17 protein-coding genes and 1 riboswitch are annotated in these 21,793 nt (G+C 72.2%); of the genes, 5 read left to right on the forward strand and 12 right to left on the reverse strand.

Features of this window, described 5'->3' with window-relative positions; genetic code table 11:
* The first annotated feature begins 88 nt into the window (after window positions 1–88).
* The 3 genes from DV20_RS26130 to DV20_RS26140 all read left to right on the forward strand — a co-directional run bounded on the left by DV20_RS26130 (window position 89) and on the right by DV20_RS26140 (window position 4,041).
* Window positions 89–994, forward strand: coding sequence for a DNA-3-methyladenine glycosylase family protein (locus DV20_RS26130; RefSeq protein WP_043784636.1), 906 nt, complete (start codon window positions 89–91; stop codon window positions 992–994).
* A 336-nt stretch (window positions 995–1,330) separates the two neighbouring features.
* On the forward strand, window positions 1,331–2,113 hold the full coding sequence (locus tag DV20_RS26135) for a M50 family metallopeptidase (RefSeq protein ID WP_043784637.1): 783 nt from the start codon (window positions 1,331–1,333) through the stop codon (window positions 2,111–2,113).
* A gap of 695 nt (window positions 2,114–2,808) precedes the next feature.
* Window positions 2,809–4,041 carry an aldehyde dehydrogenase family protein gene (locus tag DV20_RS26140; RefSeq protein ID WP_043784638.1) on the forward strand — a complete coding sequence of 411 codons (1,233 nt, stop codon included), beginning with the start codon at window positions 2,809–2,811 and terminating at the stop codon, window positions 4,039–4,041.
* A gap of 19 nt (window positions 4,042–4,060) precedes the next feature.
* Here the strand turns inward: DV20_RS26140 and DV20_RS26145 are convergent, their stop codons facing one another.
* Complete coding sequence (locus tag DV20_RS26145; protein WP_043784639.1) at window positions 4,061–4,312, reverse strand: hypothetical protein; 252 nt, start codon at window positions 4,310–4,312, stop codon at window positions 4,061–4,063.
* Between the two features lie 89 nt (window positions 4,313–4,401).
* Between DV20_RS26145 and DV20_RS26150 the strand changes: the two genes are divergently transcribed.
* Window positions 4,402–5,493 (forward strand): dihydrofolate reductase family protein, encoded by a 1,092-nt coding sequence (locus tag DV20_RS26150; RefSeq protein WP_043784640.1) that lies wholly within the window; start codon window positions 4,402–4,404, stop codon window positions 5,491–5,493.
* A gap of 16 nt (window positions 5,494–5,509) precedes the next feature.
* Here the strand turns inward: DV20_RS26150 and DV20_RS26155 are convergent, their stop codons facing one another.
* The 5 genes from DV20_RS26155 to cobN all read right to left on the reverse strand — a co-directional run bounded on the left by DV20_RS26155 (window position 5,510) and on the right by cobN (window position 14,116).
* Window positions 5,510–6,715 carry a chitinase gene (locus DV20_RS26155; RefSeq protein WP_043784641.1) on the reverse strand — a complete coding sequence of 402 codons (1,206 nt, stop codon included), beginning with the start codon at window positions 6,713–6,715 and terminating at the stop codon, window positions 5,510–5,512.
* Between the two features lie 177 nt (window positions 6,716–6,892).
* Window positions 6,893–7,975 (reverse strand): sensor histidine kinase, encoded by a 1,083-nt coding sequence (locus DV20_RS26160; protein ID WP_043784642.1) that lies wholly within the window; start codon window positions 7,973–7,975, stop codon window positions 6,893–6,895.
* Window positions 7,972–8,628 carry a response regulator transcription factor gene (locus tag DV20_RS26165; RefSeq protein WP_043784643.1) on the reverse strand — a complete coding sequence of 219 codons (657 nt, stop codon included), beginning with the start codon at window positions 8,626–8,628 and terminating at the stop codon, window positions 7,972–7,974. The genes DV20_RS26160 and DV20_RS26165 overlap by 4 nt, the downstream gene beginning before the upstream one ends.
* Before the next feature lie 35 nt (window positions 8,629–8,663).
* Window positions 8,664–10,511, reverse strand: a complete 1,848-nt coding sequence (locus DV20_RS26170; RefSeq protein ID WP_051736125.1) for an ArnT family glycosyltransferase — start codon at window positions 10,509–10,511, stop codon at window positions 8,664–8,666.
* A 41-nt stretch (window positions 10,512–10,552) separates the two neighbouring features.
* Entirely contained in the window at window positions 10,553–14,116 is a 3,564-nt protein-coding gene (gene cobN / locus DV20_RS26175) for a cobaltochelatase subunit CobN (protein ID WP_043784646.1), read from the reverse strand.
* 49 nt (window positions 14,117–14,165) lie between these two features.
* A riboswitch (cobalamin riboswitch) is annotated at window positions 14,166–14,263 on the reverse strand.
* 85 nt (window positions 14,264–14,348) lie between these two features.
* Here cobN and DV20_RS26180 point away from each other — a divergent pair.
* A complete protein-coding gene (locus DV20_RS26180; RefSeq protein ID WP_043784647.1) occupies window positions 14,349–15,086 on the forward strand; it encodes a hypothetical protein in 738 nt (245 codons plus the stop codon).
* Here the strand turns inward: DV20_RS26180 and DV20_RS26185 are convergent.
* From DV20_RS26185 to DV20_RS26210, 6 genes are all read right to left on the reverse strand, one after another.
* Window positions 15,064–16,314: an MFS transporter gene (locus tag DV20_RS26185; protein WP_043784648.1), complete on the reverse strand. Its 1,251-nt coding sequence runs from the start codon at window positions 16,312–16,314 to the stop codon at window positions 15,064–15,066. The genes DV20_RS26180 and DV20_RS26185 overlap by 23 nt on opposite strands.
* 335 nt (window positions 16,315–16,649) lie before the next feature.
* Window positions 16,650–17,792 (reverse strand): HesA/MoeB/ThiF family protein, encoded by a 1,143-nt coding sequence (locus DV20_RS26190; protein WP_051736126.1) that lies wholly within the window; start codon window positions 17,790–17,792, stop codon window positions 16,650–16,652.
* A 40-nt stretch (window positions 17,793–17,832) separates the two neighbouring features.
* Window positions 17,833–19,587 carry a M3 family metallopeptidase gene (locus DV20_RS26195; RefSeq protein ID WP_043784649.1) on the reverse strand — a complete coding sequence of 585 codons (1,755 nt, stop codon included), beginning with the start codon at window positions 19,585–19,587 and terminating at the stop codon, window positions 17,833–17,835.
* Between the two features lie 195 nt (window positions 19,588–19,782).
* The gene (locus DV20_RS26200; protein ID WP_043784651.1) at window positions 19,783–20,016 is read right to left on the reverse strand and encodes a helix-turn-helix transcriptional regulator; all 234 of its coding nucleotides are present in this window, start codon (window positions 20,014–20,016) and stop codon (window positions 19,783–19,785) included.
* A gap of 2 nt (window positions 20,017–20,018) precedes the next feature.
* On the reverse strand, window positions 20,019–20,864 hold the full coding sequence (locus DV20_RS26205; RefSeq protein ID WP_043784652.1) for an ABC transporter permease: 846 nt from the start codon (window positions 20,862–20,864) through the stop codon (window positions 20,019–20,021).
* Window positions 20,861–21,787 carry an ABC transporter ATP-binding protein gene (locus tag DV20_RS26210; RefSeq protein ID WP_084093669.1) on the reverse strand — a complete coding sequence of 309 codons (927 nt, stop codon included), beginning with the start codon at window positions 21,785–21,787 and terminating at the stop codon, window positions 20,861–20,863. Before DV20_RS26210 ends, DV20_RS26205 begins: the two co-directional genes overlap by 4 nt.
* Between the last annotated feature and the right edge of the window lie 6 nt (window positions 21,788–21,793).

Here is a 21,793-nt window from a genome sequence, read left to right on the forward strand (position 1 = left end):
ATCCGAGCTCAGGCGTTCGACTCCCGGAATTGTCGGACCCCCCTTCTAACGTCGCAGCCAAGGTCCCGACCCGATCCGAGGAGGACAGATGACGACGATTTCCCGCCCCTGTGGCGAGATTGCGGTACACGGCGAGTTCGACCTGGCCGCGGCAGCCCGGTTCCTGACGGGCTTCGCCCCGGCTGGCCAGCCGGATTCCGAGCCCGGCGCGCTGCGGGTGGCCTTCGCGCTCGAGGGCGAATGGACACCGGTGGGAGCGGTGCTGCGGCAGAGATCGCCGGGCGAGGTCACGGTGGAGGTCCACGGCCCGCCCGAGCACACGGGAGCGGTGGTGGCGCAGGTAGAGCGGATGTGTTCGCTGGACATCGACGGCACGGCGTTCCCGGAGGCCGGCGCCCGTGACCCGGTGGTGTCGCTGCTGCAGACGCTGCACCCGGGCCTGCGCCCGGTGCTGTTCGCCTCGCCGTACGAGGCGGCGTGCTGGGCGGTGCTGAGCCATCGGATCTGGATGACGCAGGCGGTCCGGCTGCGCCGCCGCTTGACCGAGCGCTACGGCACGGAGGTCGACGTGGGCGGGAGCAGGCTGTGGTCGTTCCCGGCCCCGGCGGCCCTGGCGAAGCTGGCGTATCAGCCGGGCCTGCCGGGCCCGAAGCTGCCACGCCTGCGCGCCATCGCCGAGGCGGCGGCCGAAGGAATGCTGGACGCGGCAGCGTTACGAGCCATGCCGGCGGAGGAGGCCCTGAAGCAGCTGCAGCTGTTGCCGGGCGTCGGCCGCTTCAGCGCGGAGCTGATCCTGATCCGCGGAGCCGGCCACCCGGACGTCTTCCCCCGCGCCGAAACCCGCCTCCACGAAATCATGCGCGACGCGTACCACCTCCCGGACGCGGGAGTGGCGGAGCTGGCGGAGATCGCGGAGGCGTGGGCACCGTTCCGGAGCTGGGTGTCGTTCCTGTTCCGCGTGGAGGGGGAGGCCCGCATGCGGGAGTCACGATGACCTGACCCGTCTCGGCTTGGGCGGCGGCCGCCGGTGAGCTGCTCGCCGAGCCGGGAATCGCCTTGGCGGCGGCTGTTGTGGTGAGCTGCTCGCCTAGCCGGGGATCGGCTTGTCGACGGCTGGTTGCGGTGACCTGTTCGCCGGGCGCGGATCCAGCTCAGTCCCGCCACCGTTCCCGCCGGAGGCGCTCTTTGAACTTCGCGCTGTGACCAAGGACCCAGCCATCACCCCGGTGGCCACGGAAAGGAGATCACCACGAGCCAATACCGGAAGCCGCGATGCGGCGAGCGGTGGGGACTCACAGTAGCCAGATATCGCCTGTGGTGAGGTAACCGGGTGAGCTCGCCCGTTCATCTCGCACTCGACGGCCTCGCCGGTAACGCGCTGTCAGCTTTCCGCGCGGCGGCCGCCGGCACCCCGCCGGCTGGTTCGCTGCTCGAGCAGGCCCAGGCGCCCGCGGTGGTCACCCTGGTCGCCGGCGGCGTGGCGCTGCTGGTGGTGCTGGTCGGCGGGACACCCTGGCGACGGGCGCGGAACGTCGTGACGATGGTGCACGAGGCCGGGCACGCGCTGGCCGCGGTCCTGGTCGGACGGCGCCTGCAGGGCATCAAGCTGCACTCGGACACCTCGGGCGTCACCGTCTCGCGCGGCAAACCCGAAGGGCCGGGCATGGCGTTCACGGCGATGGCCGGGTACCTGGCGCCCTCGGTCCTCGGGCTGCTGTTCGCGAGCCTGCTGGGCGCCGACCTGGTCGGCACGGTGCTGGTCCTGATCGCGCTGCTGCTGCTCGGCGTGCTGGTGATGGTCCGCAACGCCTACGGGGTGTTCACGGTCGTCGCCAGCGCGGCGGTGCTGGCACTGATCGCGTTCGTCGCGCCGGTCGAGCTACAGGCGCCGTTCAGCTACCTGGTGACATGGTTCCTGCTGTTCGGAGGCGTGCGCCCAGTGGCCGAGCTCCAGATCAAGCGGCGCCGCGGCCAGGCCCGCGACTCCGACGCGGACCAGCTGGGCCGCCGCACAGCGGTCCCACCGGTCCTGTGGGTCCTGGTCTTCGCGGTGGCGACGATCAGCTGCCTGATCGCCGGCGCGCTATGGCTCCTGGAGCCCGTCGCCAAGTAGCCCGCCCGCCGGCCCGGCTGCGATCGCGCAGACTGCGGCACCCCGTCCGCCGCCGGCGAGTCCGGGCAGGTCGAAGGCTGCTCGCCCGCGCCACTGCGCCAGCCGCGCCGGGATTGCTGCCCGCCCCAGGGACGCCAGCCATGCCGGCAGCGTTACCCACGCACGGGGCGCCAGCGGCGCCGGGGCCGACAGGCGCTGCGGCTACTGGCCCGCAGGACCAGCTGCACCGAGGTTGCCGCGCGCTCCAGGGACGCCAGCCATGCCGGGCGGGTATCCGCGTACGGGGGCGCCAGCCGCAGGCCGCGCCGGCCCCACTCGCGTGGGGGCTACCCGTGTCGGGGCTGCTGGCCCGCGCAAGAGGCACCACTCGCGCCGAGGGTCAGCCGCGCCGAGGCTGCTCGTCCGCGCCACGGGCGCCACCCGCGCCCGGTGGACCACTCTCGTCGGGTTGCCACTCGCGCCACGAGCGCGCCATCCCCGCCACGAGTGCCATCCCGCCCGGTGGGCCACCCGAGCCACCCACCCGCACCGCACGCCCCCACCCCGTGCCCGCGCACGGACCGCAGGTCACACACCACGACCACCCTCCAAGGCCGCACCCGGCCGTCTTCGTGACCGGCGGTGGAGCCCGTGGCCGCCCGGTGGGTGGCATGCGGCAAACTGGTCTCTCGCTGGTCCGCGGAGGGAGACGAACGATGGACGAGGTCGCCAAGGCCGTCGAGGAGTGCGCACGGGCGGCGAAGCTGGCCGCGCCGTCGCTGGCTGCCGCCAGTGCCGAGGCCGTCGATGCCGCTCTGGCCGGGATGGCCGAACGGCTTCTCTCGCACCGGGACGAGATCCTCGAGGCGAACCAGGCCGATGTCGAGCGCGCCAAGGCCGACGGGATGAGCGCGGGCCTGCTCGACCGGCTGACCATCACCCCCGAGCGGCTCACCGGCATGGCCGAACAGCTGCGGCTGCTCGCCGGCGCGCCGCACCAGGAGCGGTCGGTCGAGGTGTCCACGCTGGACGGCGGGCTGCGGCTGGTCGAACGGCGGCGGCCGGTCGGTGTCATCGGGGCGAACTACGAGGCGCGGCCGAACGTCACCGTCGACGTGGCCTCGCAGCTGGTCAAGTCGCGCAACGCCGGCGTGCTGCGTACCGGCTCGGCCGCGCTCGGGTCGGCGCAGCGGCTGCGTGAGGTCGTCATCGCGCCGGCGCTGTCCGACGCCGGGATCGACGCCGACTGCGTGCAGCTCGTGCCGCGCGTGGAGCGGGAGGCGGCGTCCGCGCTCGTGCGGCTGCCCGGCCTCGTGCCGCTGGTGATCCTGCGGGGCAGCGGGGACAGCACCCGCGCCCTCGCCACCGAGGCGGCCGTCCACGGGGTGCGCACCCTCGCGCACGCCGATGGCGGCGGTGTCCTGTACGTCGACCGCGGGGCGGATGTCACCAAGGCGCGTGACCTCGTCTACGCCAGCCTCGACCGGCTCGGCGTCTGCAACCGGCTGAACCTGCTGCTCATCCACGAAGACATCCACGACGAGGTCTGGCCCGCGCTGTCGGACGCCCTTGCCGAGCGCGGGGTCACACCTTCGCTGGCCCCGCACGAGCACCCCATCGGCTACGAGTGGGCGCTGGACTCCGACCGCGAGGCGACCGTCACGGTCGCGAAGGTGGGCTCGCTCGGCGATGCCGTCGAGATCGCCAACGAGGGCACTTCCGGGCTGGCGGCGGGCATCACCACCGAGGACCAGGCGGCCGCCGACGCCTTCTTCGACGGCTACACCGGCACGGGTGTCTTCTGGAACGCGCCGACCCGCCTGCTCGACGGCTTCAAGCTGCTCGCCGTGCCGGAAACCGGCATCAACCTCGACAAGGTCCCCGGGCCGCGCGGCCCGGTGACCTACACCGACCTCTACGTCCGCCAGTACGCGGTCCTGCCGGCCTGAACCACGGGCCGCGTCCAGGTCAGCGCGTGGGGGGAACGCCGGCGAGCTTGTGGAGCTCCTTGACGGTGTCCGCGGCGTTGGTCACCAGCTCGGTCCGCTCGCCGGCGTCGCCCGGGTACCGGTAGATCGCGGTCGGTCCGTCGCTGATCGCGATCGCCGCGACCAGGCGGCCTTCGGGGTCGCGGGTGAGCCCGGTCGTCACCGACACCTCCCGGCCGACGGTGTCGACCGTGGTGAGCGTCCGCTCCTTGTACCAGCCTCGCGTGGTCATGGTCCGCAGCTCCGGGGGGGATAAGCACAACAGGGGAATACGTCGTAGGACGCGGGGACCGCCCCGCGCGTTACGGCATACTGGGCCGGGTGATCTCCCGGCCGCACGTCCTGCTGTCCGCCGCGCAGTCGCTCGACGGCTACCTCGACGACACCTCGCCCGAGCGGCTGGTGCTGTCCACAAAGGACGATTTCGCGGTCGTCGACCGGTTGCGGGCCGAGGCCGACGCCATCTTCGTCGGGGCTGGGACGGTGCGGGCCGACAACCCGCGGCTGCTCGTCCGCTCTCCCGAGCTGCGGCGGCAACGGCTGGACCGGGGGAAGCCCGAACAACCCGTCAAGGTCACCGTCACCACCCGCGGTCTCGACCCGGACGCCCAGTTCTTCACCGTCGGGGACACCGAAAAGCTCGTCTACGCGCCGCCCGGCGCCGCGGACGCGCTCAAGCACGTCGCGACCGTCGTCGAGGCGGGAGATCCGCCGGACTTCGGGCGCATCCTCGACGACCTCGGGGCGCGCGGGATCGAAAACCTGCTGGTCGAGGGCGGCGGCGGGATCCACACGCGGTTCCTCACCGAAGGCCTCGCCGACGCGGTGCGGCTCGCGATCGCGCCGTTCTTCGTCGGGCAGCCGGACGCGCCGCGGTTCGTCGGGCCCGGGCTCTACCCGCGCCCGCTCGTGCTGACCGCCGCGAACGAGCTGCAGGGCATGGCGATCCTCGAGTACCGCGCCGCCGCCGAACCGACCGGCCGGGACGTCCGGCGCCTCAAGGAAGCCATCGCGCTCGCCGCCGAGTGCCCGCCCAGCCACACCTTCCGGGTCGGCGCCGTGATCACCGACGCCGACGGCGAGGTCGTCGCCACCGGGCATTCCGGCGAAGGCGACCCCCACAACCACGCCGAGGAAGCCGCGCTGGCCAAGTGCGCCGGCGACCCGCGCCTGGCCGGCGCGACCATGTACAGCTCACTGGAACCGTGCAGCAACCGCAGTTCGCACCCGCGCAGCTGCACCCAGCTCATCCTCGACGCCGGGATCCCGCGCGTCGTGTTCGCCTGGCGGGAGCCGCCCGTGTTCGTCGACGCCCGGGGCACCGAGCTGCTGCGGCAGGCCGGGCGGCACGTCGTCGAGGTGCCCGCGCTGACCCCGGCGGTCCAGCGCGAGAACACCCACCTCGACTTCTGAGACTTCCGACAGGGGGCTAGCAGGCGCCGTTGTCCTGCCAGACACCCCATTCGCCGGTCGTGCCGGGCTCTTCGCCCTGCGTCCACCACTTGGCCGTCCACTTGTGGCTGTGGTGGGCGACGACGTCGTCCTTGACGTAGACCTTCGTCCGGTCCCACTCCGCCACGGTGCACGAGCCGCCGCCCGGCGTGGTCGGGGTCGTCGTCACCGGTGGCGTCGTCTGCGGCGGCGTCGCACCGGCGAAGCGGACGCTGAACTTCGTGAAGTCCCAGTCGTTCTGCGGGACGTTGCTGCACACACCGTTGTCCGTGGTGCCGACGCAGGCGCGGTCCCGGTTCACCGACCAGAACGTGAAGCGGCCGAGGCCGTGGCCGGTCGCGTAGTCGTACACCGTCTGGAAGTCCGAGGTGTAGAACATCTCCGCCGCGTCCGACTTGCCGTTCATGCCGGAGAAGCCTTCGTGGGCGTACGCGGTCGCGCTGTCCCAGCCCAGGTGCGACATCAGCAGGCCGTGGAAGGCCTCCAGCGCCGACACCTGCGACGAGCCGCCGTTGAAGCCGCCGTCGAACGGCATGATCGAGAAGTTGTTCGGCGTGAAGCCGATCGACTTCGCCTGGTCGATCAGCTGCGTGCCGAACCAGCCGGTGCCGGCCGCGGTGCCCGGCATGGTGACCGACACGAACAGGCCCGGGTTGTCAGCCTGCAGCTTCTTCGCGGCGCCGAGCTCGTTCGCGATCGCGGCGGTGTTCTCGTATTCGGGCTCTTCGAGGTCGAAGTCGATCGCCTTGAGCGAGTACTTCGTGATGACCTGCTGGTACGCGGCGGCCGTCTCGGCCACCGTGCCGCAGGTCTGGCCGAGCTTGGTGCCGCCGTAGCCGCCGACGGACACCGAGACGTCGCCGCCCGCGCCGCGGATCCGCGAGATCACGCCCGCGACCGCGGTGTCGGACGAGACCGCGGACGTGCCGTCCCAGGTCGGGGTGCAGCCGCCGCCGTTCGGGGCGAGGATGAACGCCAGCTGGAACGCCTTGAGCCCGGTCGCGTTCATGACGGTCACGGGGTCGGGCGGGTTGTTGCTCTGGGGCATCAGGTACGGCGCCGCGGCGTACCAGTTGCTGCTCAACGCCGCGGTCGCCGACGGCGCGCCGAGCACGAGGCTGACGGCGGTGGCGGCGAAAGTGGCGGCGGCGAGCCCGGCGGCGGCCAGTCTGCTCCTGCGCATGAGCTGTCCTCCCGGTGGGGATCGAAGTGGACAGATCATTGGACTAGACCAATCCCGAAGTCAAGGTGCGAAAGCCGGGTTTCGGGAAGCGGTGGGCGAAAGACGCCGGAATGACCGGAATTCGTCCGGGACGCGCAGGAACGAGAAACGGACAACCCGGAGAACGGTGACGAATCCTCAGGCGGCCGGCAGGGACACGACCACCACCAGGCCACCGTCCTCGCGCGCCCTCGCCACCACTTCACCGCCGTGGGCGTGCGCCACCGAACGGACGATCGACAAACCCAGCCCCGCCCCCTCGGCGGCCACCCGGGCGCGCCGGTGGAACGGGTCGAACAGCGCCGGCACCTCGCCCGGCGGGATCACCGGTCCGCTGTTGGCCACCTCCAGCTCCACCCCGCCCGGCCGGGTCCGGGTGGCCACGCGCACCCAGCCGCCGGGCACGTTGTGCCGGACCGCGTTCTCCACCAGGTTGTGCGCCAGCCGCTCCAGGAGCAGCGCGTCGCCGATCGTCGTCGCCTCGGCCAGTGACTGCTCCGCCGAGGCCGGCGCCACGTGCGCCGCCACGGCCGCCAGGTCCACCGGGCAGCGCTCGGTCAGGGCGCTTTCCGACTTCGCCAGCAGCAGCAGGCCGGTGATCAGCTTCTCGTGCCGGGCGTTGATCCGCAGCAGTTTGGTGCCCAGGTCCCGGACGTCCTCGGACGCCGTTCTGCGGTGCATCGCGACCTCGACCAGGGACCGGTTCAGCGTCAGCGGGGTACGCAGTTCGTGCGACGCGTTCGCGACGAACCGGCGTTGCGCGTCGAACGAGCGGTCCAGGCGTTCCACCATCACGTCGAACGCGTCCGCCAGGTCCTTGACCTCGTCTTCGGGTCCGCGCAACGCGATCCGCGCGTGCCCGCCCGGATCGGCGGCCGCGGCGATGCGCCGAGCGGTGTCGGTGACCTGACGCAACGGGGCCAGGGCACGCCCCGCCACCAGCCAGCCGAGACCGGCCGCCAGGACCGCCACCGCGCCGAGCGCGATCGCGCCCTGCGTCAGCAACGACGTCGCCGCCGCGGCGCGCAGCTGGTGGGCCTGGTTGTCCAGCGCTTCCAGCGAAGGCAGCGGGGGCGCGCCGGGCGGCGGGCTGCCCGAGATCACCGCCACCCGCTGCCCGACCTGCCGGGTGAACAGCAGGTACGTGACGCCCAGCAGCGCCACCCCCGCCAGCAGGAACAGGCCGCCGTAGAGCACGGTCAGCCGCAGGCGGAGGTTCACCGGAGGCGGTAGCCGACGCCGGTGACCGTCTCCACCAGCGGCGGGTCGCCGAGCTTGCGGCGCAGCTTGAGGATGGTCAGCCGGACGGCGCCGGTGAACGGGTCCGCGTGCTCGTCCCACGCCTTCTCCAGCAGGTGTTCGGCGGACACGGCGGCGCCGTCGGCGCGCAGCAGCTCGGCGAGCACAGCGAACTCCTTTTTGGACAGTGGCAGGTAACGCCCGTCGCGGAACACCTCGTGCCGCGCCGGGTCGAGGGTGACCCCGGAGCGGCGCAGCACCGGCGGTGCGGCAGGGCGGCAGCGGCGGCCCAGCGACTGGATGCGCGCGGCCAGCTCGGGGAACGCGAACGGCTTCGCCAGGTAGTCGTCGGCGCCGAGGGACAGCCCAGCGACGCGGTCGGTGACCTCCGCGGCCGCGGTCAGCATCAGCACCCGCGTGTCCGCCCGCGCCGCCACCAGCTCGCGGCAGACGTCGTCGCCGTGCACGACCGGCAGGTCCCGGTCGAGCACGACGACGTCGTAGTCGTGCACGGCGATCCGCTCGAGCGCCGCGGCGCCGTCGTGGGCGACGTCGACCGCGTGGGCCTCGTCGCGCAGCCACTCCGCGATCGCGTCCGCGAGCATCGGCTCGTCCTCCACCACCAATACCCGCATCCCCCGATGATCGCCGCGGCCGTGTTTCTTCGCCGTTAGCACCGGTACAGGGTGTCCGCGCCGCCGACCACCCGCACCTGGCCGGCCGGCGACCGCCCGCCGTACGCGGCGGGGTCGACGACCTGGCAGTGCTGCTCGATCCAGCGCCGCCGGGCGTCCTGCGCGGGGCTCCGCGGCGGCCCGGCCTGCGGAGCACCCGCGCCGCTCAGCACGAACCGCAGCTTGCCTTCGGCGAGCCAGCGGTCGAGCTGCGCCAGCGACGGCGCGTCGTCGCGGCCACCGAAGCCGCCCATGCCGATCACGGTGGCATCGGAGTTGATGAGGAACGGCGCGACCGTGCCCGCTTCGGCGTTCACCGCGAGAGTGATCTCCGTGCCGTTGCGGCGGGCGTAGCCGAGGATGCGGCGTTGCTCGTCCGACAGCGTGGTGGCGCCGTTGCCGCCCGCCAGCATCAGCCTCGGCCCCCCGGGCGAGGGCGAGGGCGACGGAGGTGGCATCGGCCCGAGCCCCGTGGCGGGACCGGCCGCGGGCAACGTCCCGGCGGAGGTGCTCTGCGCCGCGGCGTACGACCACACGGCGGGGGTCAGCAGCAACGGCACCAGCGCGGCGACGAGCGTGAGCCGGCTTCGCGTGCCGAGGAGCCCGGCGATGGCGGCGACGGCCGTGCCGAGCACCGCCCAGCGCGTCCAGCCGTGGAAGGAGGTGTCCCGCGAAGTCAGCACGAACGCCCAAGCGGCGGTCAGCGCGATCGCCAGGGGCAGCAGGGTGCGCCGGTGGTGCCGCCACAGCAGGGCCAGCCCGGCGGCGGAGACCGCGGCGACGGCGGGCGCCATCGCCGTCGTGTAGTACGGGTGCCAGATGCCGCCGGCGAAGCTGAAGACGACGGTCGTCACCAGCAGCCAGCCGCCCCAGAGCAGCCAGCCGGCGTCGCGCCACCGGCGTCCGATGACGACCAGCACGAGCAGCGAAAGCGGCAGCAGCCACGAGATCTGCCCGCCGACGAGGTCGTTGAACATCCGGCCGGGCCCGGGGTCGCCGCCGAAGGACGACATCGTCCGCTGCCCGTCGCGCATGATCATCATGCCGCCGCCCTCGCCTTCGCCGGAGAGGCGGCCGAAGCCGTTGTAGCCGAACACGAGGTCCCACGCGGAGCCGTCTTCGCTGCCGCCCATGTACGGCTTGGCGCCGGGCCACCAGTCGTAGAGGGCGATCCACCAGAACGACGAGACGACCAGCACGACGCCGGCGCCGAGCAGGTCGAGAAGACGGCGCTTGATCGGGCCGCCCGCGCCGGCGAAGTACGCCGCGGCCAGGGCGGGGACGATGATCCACGCCTGCAGCATCTTGGTCAGGAAGCCGCAGCCGACGAAGAACGCGCACCAGAACAGCCACTTCCGGCCGCCTTCGAGCGCGCGGGTCAGCGCGTACGCGGCCGCGACCAGGAACAGGACGAGCAGGGTGTCGGGGTTGTTGTCGCGGTTGATGATCACCGTCACCGGCGTGAGCGCCAGGATGACCGCGGCCAGCAGGGCGACGTTCTCGCCCGCCCACCGCCGGACCGTCCGGTGCAGCAGGAACACCGCCGCGACGCCTTCGAGCACCTGCGGGAGCAGCAGCGCCCAGCCGTGGTAGCCGAAGATCAGCACCGAGAGCGCCTGCGGCCACAGCGCGAACGGCGGCTTGTCGACCGTCACGACGCCGTAAGGGTCGAAGGAGCCGAAGAGAAAGTTGGTGAAGCCGCTGGTCATCGACTTGGCGGCGGCCGAATAGTAGGTGTTCCCGACCTGGCCGTCACCGATCTTCCATGCGTAGAGGACGGCGGCGCCCAGGCAGACGAGCGGGAGCGCCCAGGAGCGGGTTTTCGGGGGAGCGGCGGTGATCATGCCGCCACCCAACCCCGGCCCGCGTTTCCCGGGCGTTTCCGCTACTCCGCTTCGAGATCCCCTTCCAGGGACAGGTAGACCTCACGCATCTTCGCCAGCAGCTCCGGGTCCGGCTCCTCCCACAGCCCGCGGTCCGCCGCCTCGTTGAGCCGCTCCACGATCCCCCGCAACGCCCACGGGTTCGCCTGGCGCAGGAACTCCTGGTTCACCTCGTCCAGCACGTACGACTCGGTCAGCTTCTCGTACATCCAGTCGCCGACCACGCCGGCCGTCGCGTCGAAGCCGAACAGGTAGTCCACCGTGGCCGCCAGTTCGAACGCGCCCTTGTAGCCGTGCCGCCGCATCGCCGCGAGCCAGCGGGGGTTGACCACCCGCGCCCGGAACACCCGGGCCGTCTCCTCGCCCAGGGTGCGCGTGCGGACCGCGTCCGGCGAGGTGCTGTCGCCGACGTAGGACGCCGGAGCCGCGCCCGTCAGCGCGCGGACCGTCGCGATCATCCCGCCGTGGTACTGGAAGTAGTCGTCGGAGTCCGCGATGTCGTGCTCGCGCGTGTCGGTGTTCTTCGCCGCCACCACGATGCGCTTGTACGAGCTTTCCATGTCCTCGCGCGCCGGGCGGCCGTCCAGGTCGCGACCGTAGGCGAAGCCGCCCCACACCGCGTACACCTCGGCGAGGTCCTTGTCGTCGCGCCAGTTGCCGCTGTCCATCAGCGGCAGCAGGCCCGCGCCGTACGCGCCCGGCTTCGACCCGAAGATCCGCGTCGTGGCGCGACGGGCGTCCCCGTGCGAAGCCAGGTCCGCCGAGACGTGCGCCCGGACGAAGTTCTGGTCGGCCGGTTCGTCCAGCCCGGCCACCAGCCGCACCGCGTCGTCCATGAGGGCGATGACGTGCGGGAACGCGTCGCGGAAGAACCCGCTGATCCGGACCGTGACGTCGATCCGGGGCCGGCCCAGCTCGGCGAGCGGGATCGCCTCGATGCCCGTGACGCGCCGGGAAGCTTCGTCCCACACCGGCTGGACGCCCAGCAGGGCCAGTACTTCCGCCGCGTCGTCGCCGGACGTCCGCATCGCCGACGTCCCCCACACCGAAAGCCCCACGGAACGCGGCCAGTCGCCGGTGTCCTCGCGGTAGCGCTTCAGCAGCGAATCCGCCAGCGCCTGCCCGGTCTCCCAGGCGAGCCGGCTCGGAATGGCCTTCGGGTCGACGGTGTAGAAGTTCCGCCCGGTCGGCAGCACGTTGATCAGCCCGCGCAGCGGCGACCCGCTCGGCCCGGCCGGGATGTACCCGCCGTCCAGCGCGTGCAGCACCGAGTCCAGCTCGGCGGACGTCCCCGCCAGCCGCGGGACGATCTCCTCGGCCGCGAAGGAGAGCACCTTCGCCACCTGCTCGTCCGGGGCGACCGACGCGACCGCGGTCGCGTCCCAGCCGCGCATCTCCATCGTGCGGACGAGCTCGCGGGCCGTCTTCTCGACCGCGTCCACTTCGGACATCGGCGCGTCTTCCTTGAGGCCCAGTGCCGACCGCAGGCCCGGCACCGCGCCCTGCTTGCCGCCCCACATCTGCGACGCGCGCAGCATCGCCAGCACCAGGTTGACGCGCGCCTCGCCGGTCGGCGCCGCGCCGAGGACGTGCAGCCCGTCGCGGATCTGCGCGTCCTTGACCTCGCACAGCCAGCCGTCGATGTGCAGCAGGAAGTCGTCGAACTCCGCGTCGTGCGGCCGTTCCTCGATGCCGAGGTCGTGGTCCAGCTTCGCCGCCTGGATCAGCGTCCAGATCTGCTGGCGCACGGCCGGCAGCTTGGCCGGGTCCATCGCCGCGATGTTCGCGTGCTCGTCGAGCAGCTGTTCCAGCCGCGCCATGTCGCCGTAGGACTCCGCGCGCGCCATCGGCGGGATCAGGTGGTCGACGATCGTCGCGTGCGCGCGCCGCTTGGCCTGCGCGCCCTCGCCCGGGTCGTTGATCAGGAACGGGTAGATCAGCGGCAGGTTCCCGAGCACGGCGTCCGGGGCGCACGACGCCGAGAGCCCCGCGGTCTTGCCCGGCAGCCACTCCAGCGACCCGTGCTTGCCCAGGTGGACGACGGCGTGCGCGCCGAACTCCTCCTCCAGCCACCGGTAGGCGGCCAGGTAGTGGTGGCTCGGCGGCAGGTCCGGGTTGTGGTAGATCGCCACGGGGTTCTCGCCGAACCCGCGCGGCGGCTGGATCATGATGATCACATTGCCGCTCCGCAGGGACGCCAGCACGATGTCGCCGTTGTCGACGTACAGCTCGCCCGGCGCCGGCCCCCAGTGCTCCTCGACGCCTTCGCGCAGCTCGGCCGGGAGCGCGTCGAACCACTCCCGGTAGCGCGCGGCGGGGACGCGGATCGGGTTGCCGGCCAGCTGTTCCTCGGTCAGCCACTCCGGGTCCTGGCCGCCGGCGGCGATCAGCGCGTGGATGAGCGCGTCACCGTCGGGCTGGTCGGTGCCGGTCGGGTCGACACCGGGGAAGGCGTCCGGCCCCAGGTCGTAGCCCTGCGCGCGCATCCGCCGCAGCAGTTCGACCGCCGACGCGGGCGTGTCCAGCCCGACCGCGTTGCCGACGCGAGAGTGCTTCGTCGGGTACGCGGACAGCATCAGCGCGATCCGGCGTTCCGAAGGGGGCGTGTACCGCAGCCGGGCGTGCGCGAGCGCGATGCGGGCGACGCGGGACGCCCGTTCGGCGTCCGGCACGTACCGGGGGAGACCGTCCGCGTCCAGCTCCTTGAACGAGAACGGCACCGTGATCAGCCGCCCGTCGAACTCCGGCACGGCCATCTGGTTCCCGGCGTCGAGCGGCGAGAGGCCGTCGTCGTTGGCCGCCCACGTCTCGCGGTCGCTGGTCAGGCACAGCGCCTGCAGGATCGGGACGTCGAGCGCGGCCATCTCGGCGACGTCCCAGGCCTCGTCGTCGCCCCCGGCGCCGGCCTCGGACGGCCGGGTGCCGCCCGCCGCGAGCACCGTGACCAGCAGCGCGTCGACCTTGCCCAGCTCGGCCATCATCGCCGGCTCGCGCGTCCGCAGCGAAGCGCAGTAGATCGGCAACGCCCGTCCGCCCGCGGCTTCGATCTCGTCGGCGAGGGCGTGCACGAACGCCGTGTTCCCGGACAGGTGGTGCGCGCGGTAGTACAGGATCCCGATCACCGGGCCGTCGCCCCGGGAAGGACGCTCGAGAATCCCCCAAGCGGGTTGCTCCGCGGGCGGCTCGAAGCCGTCGCCCGTGAGCAGGAGCGTGTCGGAGAGGAACCGGTGCAACTGGGTGAGGTTGTCCGGGCCGCCCTGCGCGAGGTAGGCGTGGGCCTCGGCGGCGATGCCCGCCGGGACGGTCGAGAGCTTCATCAGCTCGGCGTCCGGCGTCTGCTCCCCGCCCAATACGACGACGTGCGCGCCCGACGCCCGCAGCGTGTCCAGGCCGTCGGCCCAGCTCCGCGGCGTGCCGAGGATCCGCGCGACGACGATCCGCACGCCGTCGAGCAGGCCCGGCAGCTCGGCGACGTCGAGCCGGGCGGGGTTGCCGAGCCGGTACTCGCTCGCCGACGAGCGGGCGCTGAGCAGGTCGGTGTCCGAAGTGGACAGAAGCAGGATCACGAGGTTCCTCCTCGGGGTCCGCGCCCCGGGTAGACGGGCGCGCCGGCGGGAGTTCCTGGCTTCCGGAGTCCCGACGCCCGCGGAGGCATCGAACGCGGCTCTCCGGTCACAGTGGCGGGACCGCCCCGGGCTCTCACCGGGTTCCTCCACCTGCCGACGCGTGGGTATCGCCCCCACTCTCCGGTGCCGGTCGAGGCGCGTCAAGGTGACGTTGGCCGGATAACCTGGCGGCTTGGAATCCCTTCTCCGGAGCTTCACGGCCGCGCAGTCGGCCCGGCAGCCGTACCGCCGTCCGACGGCGGCCGAGCTCGAAACGGCCGGAACCGGCTTCGCCGCCCTGCTCGACGGCCGCCCCCACCACCTGTCCGACCTGGGGTTTTCCGTGACCGAAGACGCTCTCGCCGTCCAGGAGCCCGGCTCCGAACGGGCCTGGGGGCTCTACGCGATCGACCGGTCCGCGCCGCCGTCCCTGGTGATCGAAGTGCCGCACGCCTCGTCCGACCTGCGGACCGACCTGATCGGCCTGGCGCTCTTCCGGCAGGTGCCCGGCGCGGTGCTGGCCGTCGCCGGCGCGCACCGGCGCCGGGAGGACCCCGCGCACGACACGCGGACGGTCTTCCACGTCGTCACCACGCTGCTCGCTCGCCGCGGCCTGCCCCAGGTCCAGCTGCACGGCTTCAACGACCGGACGATGCCCGAGGCCGACGTCGTCCTCTCGGCCGGGGCCGCGGTGGCCGACGACGCGGCCCGCCGGGCCGCGGACCGCCTCGAAGCCGCCGGGTTCCGCGTCCGCCGGGCCTGGGCCGAGCCCTGCCGCGGCCTGGCCGGGACGACCAACGTCCAGGGCCTGGCCGCCGGCGGGACGCCGTTCCTGCACGTCGAGCTCAACCGGACGACCCGCGAAACCCGCCGCGGCGACGTCGTCCGCGCCTTGGCCGGAGCCGAGCTCACGGTGCGGCGGGCTCACTGACCGCGGACCCGGCCCGCGAGCGCACCAGCGACGTCCGCGAACCGGCGAAGCCGACCAGGAACCGCAGCGCGGCGCCGGCCAGGATCACCACGTACATGTCGTGCAGCGCGTCCTCGGCCGCGCCGGCGACGACGGCGGCGAGCGGGATGCTGGAAAACGCGAGCATGCGTGTCGCGGCGACCACCCGGCCCAGCATCGCCTTGGGCACGATGCGCTGGCGCAGGGTGAACCAGGAGACGACGTTCATCGAGCCGAGGGCGAAGACCACGGCGGACACGAGGCCGACGCCCACGACGTCCCGGAAGACCACGAGCAACCCGGTGAGCAGCCCCGCGGCCATGGTCGAGAAGACGATGGTGCGGCCGTTGCCGAGCCGCCGGATGACCGCGGGCGCGAGCAGCGCGCCGCCGAGCGCACCGACCCCCTGCGCGGCGAACACCACGCCGACCAGCGCCGAGGACAGGCCCAGGTAGGTGGACAGGTAGTACACCAGGTTCGCCTGGATCAGCCAGATGCCGAAGTTGGTGCCGGTGAACAGCAGGCTCCCCACGAGCAGGAGCCGGTTCTGCCGGACGATGTAGCGGAACGCTTCGGCGAGGTCGCCGAAGAACCCGGCTCGTGCGGCCGGTGCGGCCGGGACGATCTCCCTGCCCTGCTTGAGGAACAGCAGCACGAGCGCGCTGCCGCCGAACGAGGCGGCGTCGATGAAGATCGCCGTGCCGTAGCCGAACAGCGCGACGAGGCCGCCCGCGAGCACCGGGCCGGCCAGGCTGATGATCTGGTCGCTCGACTGCATCAGCGAGTTCGCCCGGTCCAGTTCCGAGTCGGCCACGATCGAGGGCAGCAGGCCCTGGAACGCCGGGTGGTAGACCGGCTCGACGCACGCGAGCAGGAACGCCAGGACGTAGATGGCGGGAAGGGCCGACGAACCGGCCGACACCAGGATCGCCAAAGCCAGCGCGATCACCCCGGCGGTGACGTCCCCGCCGATCAGCAGCCGTTTCCGGTCGAAGCGGTCCGCCCAGACCCCGCCGGGCAGCGACAGCAGCAGGAAGGGGCCGTACTCCAGCGCGTAGAGAGCGGCGGTCTGCAGTGCCGAACCGGTCAGGTGCAGCACCAGCAGGGGCAGGGTCAGCCGGTAGATCCAGGTGCCCGCGTTCGAGACGACGTAGGCGGTGAGCAGCAGCCAGTAGCGGCCGCCCAGCGGCGTGCGGGGGGAAGGAGTCACGGACGGATACCTCGTGAGGTGGAGGGCTGCCGGGTTCGGGTGGACCAGGGTAGGGCCCGGATGCTTCGGTCCGCGCCGAACCGGGCGGCGGCACGCGTGCCGCCGCCCGGTCGCACTGCTACTTTGGATCCGCAGCCGTTCTCCGCCGGATCTGCTCAGGACGCGACGAAGAACGGCCTGGTCCGTTGGTGGACGGTCATCCGGCCGTCCACCAGCGGCTCCGTCGGCGGACTCAGCCCTCGACGGCGCCCGAGGCGATGCTCGTCTTGCGAATGCGGACGGTCACGGTCATGGTGGATTCACCTCCTCACAACGATCGGCGACAGGGTTGGAACTCAGCCGCCCGAAGCGGCGGCGGAGTGGTCCTGGGCGGGCACGGCCGGTGCGCCGCAGACCGGGCAGTCGGGCAGCCGGTCCCAGGTTTCGTGCACGCTGGTCTCGTAGTCGTCGAAGCGCACCTGCACGAGCTTGCCCGCGGCCACCGGCGGCGCGATCCCGGTCAGCAGCCGCACGGCTTCGCCCAGCAGCAGCCCGGTCGTCATGGTCACCAGCGGGACGAACGCGGCGTTGTCGCCGCCGATCCGCCGTTCGCGCTTCTCCGCCAGCAGGGCCGCGGACACGTCGTCGGTGCGGAACACCCCCAGCCGCCAGCACTCGATGCACCCGGTCACGCCGGGGATCATGGTGAAGTAGACCAGCCGCTGGGTGTCCAGGCCGCCGGTCACCAGCGGCACGTTCGCGCGGACGCACGCCTCGTTGACCCAGTGGTTGATCTCCATCTTCGGCCGGTCCGCGACCGAGATCACCAGGTCGGCGCCGTCGACGGCGGCCAGCACGTCTTCGGTCGAGCCGAGTTTGCGCGGAATCTTCGTGATTTCCATCCGCGGGTTGAACGCCTGGATCCGCTCGACGGCGAGGTCGATCTTCGGCTGCCCGATGTCGCCGTCGCGGTAGAGCACCTGGCGGTTGAGGTTCGACAGCTCGACCCGGTCGAACTCGACCACGCGCACGTGCCCGATCCCGAGGGCGGCCAGGTCCTGCAGCAGGTGGCAGCCCAGCCCGCCCAGCCCGAGCAGCGTGACGCGCGCGTCCAGCAGCCGGCGTTGCTTGCGGAACTTGTTGTCGGCGAGCCTGCTGTAGGAGCCGAAGAAGTTGATGTTCCGCGCCCACCGGCCGAGCTCGTACTCGTCGAGCAGGCCTTCGGCCGAGGCTCCTTCGTCGAGCAGGAAGCCGGCCTCGTCGAACTGCGCGATCGCGGCGGCGACCTCTTCGGCGGTGACGTGCGGGAAGCCGGCGGCCAGGTCCCGGTGGACCTGCTCGATCGTGCGGGTACCGTCCAGCAGCTCGAACAGCCGCGCGATCGCCCCGTCCTCGTCCGGGATCTCGGCCACCTGCCCGTACCCGCCGACGTACAAGGTGCCGTCGACCGGGAAGACCGGTGTCATGTGCTTCAGCTTCGGCAGAATCTGCTCGTCCATCCCCAACCCCTGTCGGTGGTTCCTGCGGCTGTCCGTGCGGTCACGAAACGGCGTCGGCGAACTCGCGCACCTGGGCCTCGAGCGTGGCGAGCCCGCGCTGCCAGCTGTCCGGCTCGGCCGGCCGGAAACCGAGCGGTCCGAGCAGCTCGGCGGGGGAGCCACCGCCCCCGGCGCGCAGCAGTTCTTCGAACCGTGCGGCGAAACCGGCTTCCTCGGCCCCCGCCAGCAGCGAAGTCGCCGCGAGCTGCCCGAACGCGTACGCGTAGCGGGTGCCGGGCGCGAAGTAGAGGTTGTCGAGGTAGCTCCACCAGAGGCGGTACTCCGGCGTGAGCGATACGGCGGGGCCGTACAGCGCACCCTGCCGGGAAAGCCAGAGGTCGCCGAGCGCGTCGGCGTCCGGTGGCTCGCCCGCCGCCACGGCTTGGTGGACGGCGGACTCGAACTCGTGCACCGACAGCTGGCGGAACGCCGTGACGAGCTGGTCCTCCAGCCAGCGGCCGAGCAGCCCCGGCCGCGCGGCCGGACCGGCCTGACGCAGCCAGTGGCGCATGGTGACCGCCTCGGCGAACAACGCGACGGTCTCGGCGAGCACCGTCGGCGGAGAGAAGCTGAGCACGCCGAGGTGCGCCGACAACGCGGTGTGCACGGCGTGGCCGAGTTCGTGCGCGAGGGTGAGCACGTCCCGCTGCGTGCCGGTGAAGGTGAGCAGGACGCAGGAGTGACCCCCGGGCGCGCTGAAGGTCAGCGCTCCGCGGCGTTTCTCCCTGCGGGGGACGGCGTCCACCGCGCCGCGCCCGATCAGGTCCGCGGCGGCGGCGGACACCGCCGGGCCGAGCGCGCCGAATGCGCCGAGCACGAGCTCCACCGCTTCGGGCCAGCTCAGTTCGTCCGGGGCGGCGCCGACCGGGGCATACCGGTCGGCGTCGGTCAGCGAACGTCCGAGCAGCGCGGACTTGGTCGTGTAGTAGCGGTGCACGAGCTCGCGCCGGGCGTCCACCGCCTCGAGCAACGCGGTCACCTCGCCGCCGGTGAGCTGGTTGCCGGCGTTCTCCTCGCTCAGCCAGCCGGTCTGCCCGCACAGCCGCTGCCGGGCCAGCCGCGCCCGGGTCAGCTCGGTCAGCGCGGAGGCGCGCAGGTCCACCTCCGGGGCCAGCGCGGCGGAAACGGCCGCGCACCGCCGCTTCCGCCGTCCGGGATCGGCCTGGTACAGCACCGGCAGCGCCGCACCGAGCCCCAGCGTCTCGCCGTCGTCGACGACGGTGATGCGGTCCAGCAGCCGCCGGGCGTGGCGTTCCCAGCCCGCGACCGGGTCGAGCCGCGCGAGGACGGCCGCGACCTCGGCGGACGGCCGGTGCACGGCGGCCGCGCGGACCTGCCGCAGGTAATTGCGGTATTCACCGAGCCGCGGGCAGCCGAGCAGTTCGGCGGCGGCCTTTTCGGGCAGCTCACCCAATTCGCGTTCGAAGAACTCCGTATTCGCGGCCGCCATTTCCCAGAGTTCTTCGCACCGGTCGAGAAGTTTCCGCTCGGCTTCGCCGGTGCCGCCGGCCGCGAGACTCGCCTCCGCGTAGACCGTGGCCTGCTGGAGGGGCGTGAGAAAATTTTCGTAGTCCCGCAACGCCTGCGCCAGCTCGGTTTCGGGCAGCTCGGACACCCGGCCCCGATAGGTTTCGGTGAACGCGTGCAGCCGTTCCGGAAGCGGGTCGAGCCGCTCGTCGATCACCTGCTCCGGCAGCCCGAAGAACGCGGACGACCAGCGCGGCGGCGCGACTGGACGATCTTTTTCCCCGATCAAGATACGATCTTCCCCTCAAGGCGGTCCACCCCAGAAGAACCCGGCTACCACCTTGTTACTTCTTGCCGCCGCAAGTCAAGAGATCGTTTCAGGTCAACCCATTCGGAGGTCCGATACTGCTGCGTTCGCCGCGTCCGCCCGCAGTTCGTGCAATGTCGCGGATGCCGTTACGTCGCTGCCGCCGTCTTTTCGGCGCTAAGCGGACCGCTCGCCGAGCCGGGGGAAGGGCTTGGTCGAGAACAGCACTTCCACGGAGACCTCGAAGAACTCCGCGATCCGCAACGCCAGGTACAGCGAAGGGCTGTATTCGCCGCGTTCCAGGTAACCGATCGTCTGGTAGTGCACCCCGAGGGCCTCCGCCAGTTGCCGCCGCGAGATCGACCGCTCCGCGCGCAGCATCGCGATCCGGTTGTAGACGACCTCACTCATCACTACCCCACACGCTGCATGGCCTTCTGCCGCCGTTCGGCCACCGACGAGCCCGCCTCGCGCCGCGCCATGCGGCGAAGGAGGACCGGGGCCAGCGCCAATCCGATCACGGCCCACGCGACGAGCACCGCGAGGGTCGGCAACGGCCGCCACGACTGGCCGATCTCGACGACGACCGCGCTGTCCGGCAGCAGGGCCGAGCGCATCCCGAGGCCCAGCCAGTACATCGGGAACACCTGCGCGACACCCTGCACCCACTCCGGCAGCGCCGTGACCGGGTAGAAGATCCCCGAGATCGCGCCCATGGCCATGACCGGCAGGGTGATCAGCCCGATGGACCGCGCGCTGTTGGCCAGCGACCCCAGCGCCGCGCCGATCGGCATCGTCGCGGCCATCCCGATCAGCAGCACCCCGAGCAGGTGCAGGTACGACCAGACGCCGTCGGGAGCCAGCGCGGAGAACGCGAACAGGCAGGGGATCAGGACCGCGGCCATGGACGTGAGCTGCGCGAGCGACAACGCCGTCGTCTTCCCGACCAGGTAGCCGAGCATCCCGTTCGGGGTCGCCTTGGCCCGCAGCAGCGTGCCGTCCTCGCGGTCGACGGCCAGGTAGCCCGCCGCGCCGGTCAGGCCGTTGAACACGACGCCGGCGCCGAGCACGCCGGGCACGGTGGCCGCGCCGAGCGAGAACGACGTGCCCGGCAGCGTCGCGTTGCGCATGAAGAACAGCGTGCCGAGGAAGAGCGCCACGAAGACGAGCTGGCCGATCACGTCGTCGAGGTTGGTCCACGTCTGCTTGAACTCGATCCAGCCCCGGGCCAGCCCGGCCCGCAAGGCGACGGGGTTCATCGCGCACCCGCTTCCTGGAGCCCGAGCTCCGTCTCGCCGCCGGTCTCCGCGCGGTGGACCAGCTTCATGTAGGTGTCTTCCAGCGACGCCCGCCGGACCTCGAGGTCCGCGACGGCCTCGCCGTACTGCTTGAACAGGTCGTACACGTACTTCGTCGCTTCGGTCGTCAGGTGCACGAAGCGCTGGCCGTCGACGGTCCAGCGGACCTCGGCCTCGCCGGAGATCCGCCGGCTCAGCTCGTCGGCCGAGCCGTCGGCGACGATCCGGCCGCCGTTCAGGATCAGGATCCGGTCGGCCAGCTTCTCGGCCTCGTCGAGGTCGTGCGTGGTGAGCAGGATCGTGGTGTCGAGCTCGTCGGAGAGGCGGTGCACCAGGTCGTGGAACTCGCGCCGCGCCTCGGGGTCGAAGCCCGCGGTCGGCTCGTCGAGGAACAGCAGTTCGGGACGGCCGACGATGCCGATGGCGACGTCGAGCCGCCGCCGCTGGCCGCCGGAGAGCTGCTTGAGCTTCTTGTCCGCGTGCTCGGTGAGCCCGACCGCCGCGACCAGCTCGTCGGCGTCCCACGGCCGCGGCAGCTCCGGCGTCGAGTACGGGGTGTAGTACCGGCCGAGGTGCGCGAGGAGCTCGCGGACGCGCCACTTGCCGTGGTCGCGCCAGGACTGGAGCACGACCCCCAGCCGCGCCCGCCAGTCCTCGCCGCCCTGCGCCGGGTCGACGCCCAGCACGCTCACTTCGCCGGCCGACCGCATGCGGAAGCCCTCGAGGATCTCGATCGTCGTCGTCTTGCCCGCGCCGTTCGGCCCGAGCAGGCAGATCACCTCGCCCCGGTACGCCTCGAACTCGACGCCGTGGAGCACGTCGTGCGTGCCGTACCGCATCCGCAGCCCGCGCACGCGGACGACGGGATCGGCGGGATCTCTCATCGCGGT

The organism is Amycolatopsis rifamycinica (assembly GCF_000695625.1).
GTDB classification, from domain to species: domain Bacteria; phylum Actinomycetota; class Actinomycetes; order Mycobacteriales; family Pseudonocardiaceae; genus Amycolatopsis; species Amycolatopsis rifamycinica.

Bases quoted from the DNA above. Each gene is read 5' to 3' on its own strand.
- DV20_RS26130 (WP_043784636.1), top strand. From the start codon at position 89: ATGACGACGATTTCCCGCCCCTGTGGCGAGATTGCGGTACACGGCGAG.
- DV20_RS26140 (WP_043784638.1), top strand. From the start codon at position 2,809: ATGGACGAGGTCGCCAAGGCCGTCGAGGAGTGCGCACGGGCGGCGAAG.
- DV20_RS26145 (WP_043784639.1), bottom strand. From the start codon at position 4,312: ATGACCACGCGAGGCTGGTACAAGGAGCGGACGCTCACCACGGTCGAC.
- DV20_RS26155 (WP_043784641.1), bottom strand. From the start codon at position 6,715: ATGCGCAGGAGCAGACTGGCCGCCGCCGGGCTCGCCGCCGCCACTTTC.
- DV20_RS26165 (WP_043784643.1), bottom strand. From the start codon at position 8,628: ATGCGGGTATTGGTGGTGGAGGACGAGCCGATGCTCGCGGACGCGATC.
- DV20_RS26170 (WP_051736125.1), bottom strand. From the start codon at position 10,511: ATGATCACCGCCGCTCCCCCGAAAACCCGCTCCTGGGCGCTCCCGCTC.
- DV20_RS26190 (WP_051736126.1), bottom strand. From the start codon at position 17,792: ATGGACGAGCAGATTCTGCCGAAGCTGAAGCACATGACACCGGTCTTC.
- DV20_RS26200 (WP_043784651.1), bottom strand. From the start codon at position 20,016: ATGAGTGAGGTCGTCTACAACCGGATCGCGATGCTGCGCGCGGAGCGG.
- DV20_RS26205 (WP_043784652.1), bottom strand. From the start codon at position 20,864: ATGAACCCCGTCGCCTTGCGGGCCGGGCTGGCCCGGGGCTGGATCGAG.
- DV20_RS26210 (WP_084093669.1), bottom strand. From the start codon at position 21,787: ATGAGAGATCCCGCCGATCCCGTCGTCCGCGTGCGCGGGCTGCGGATG.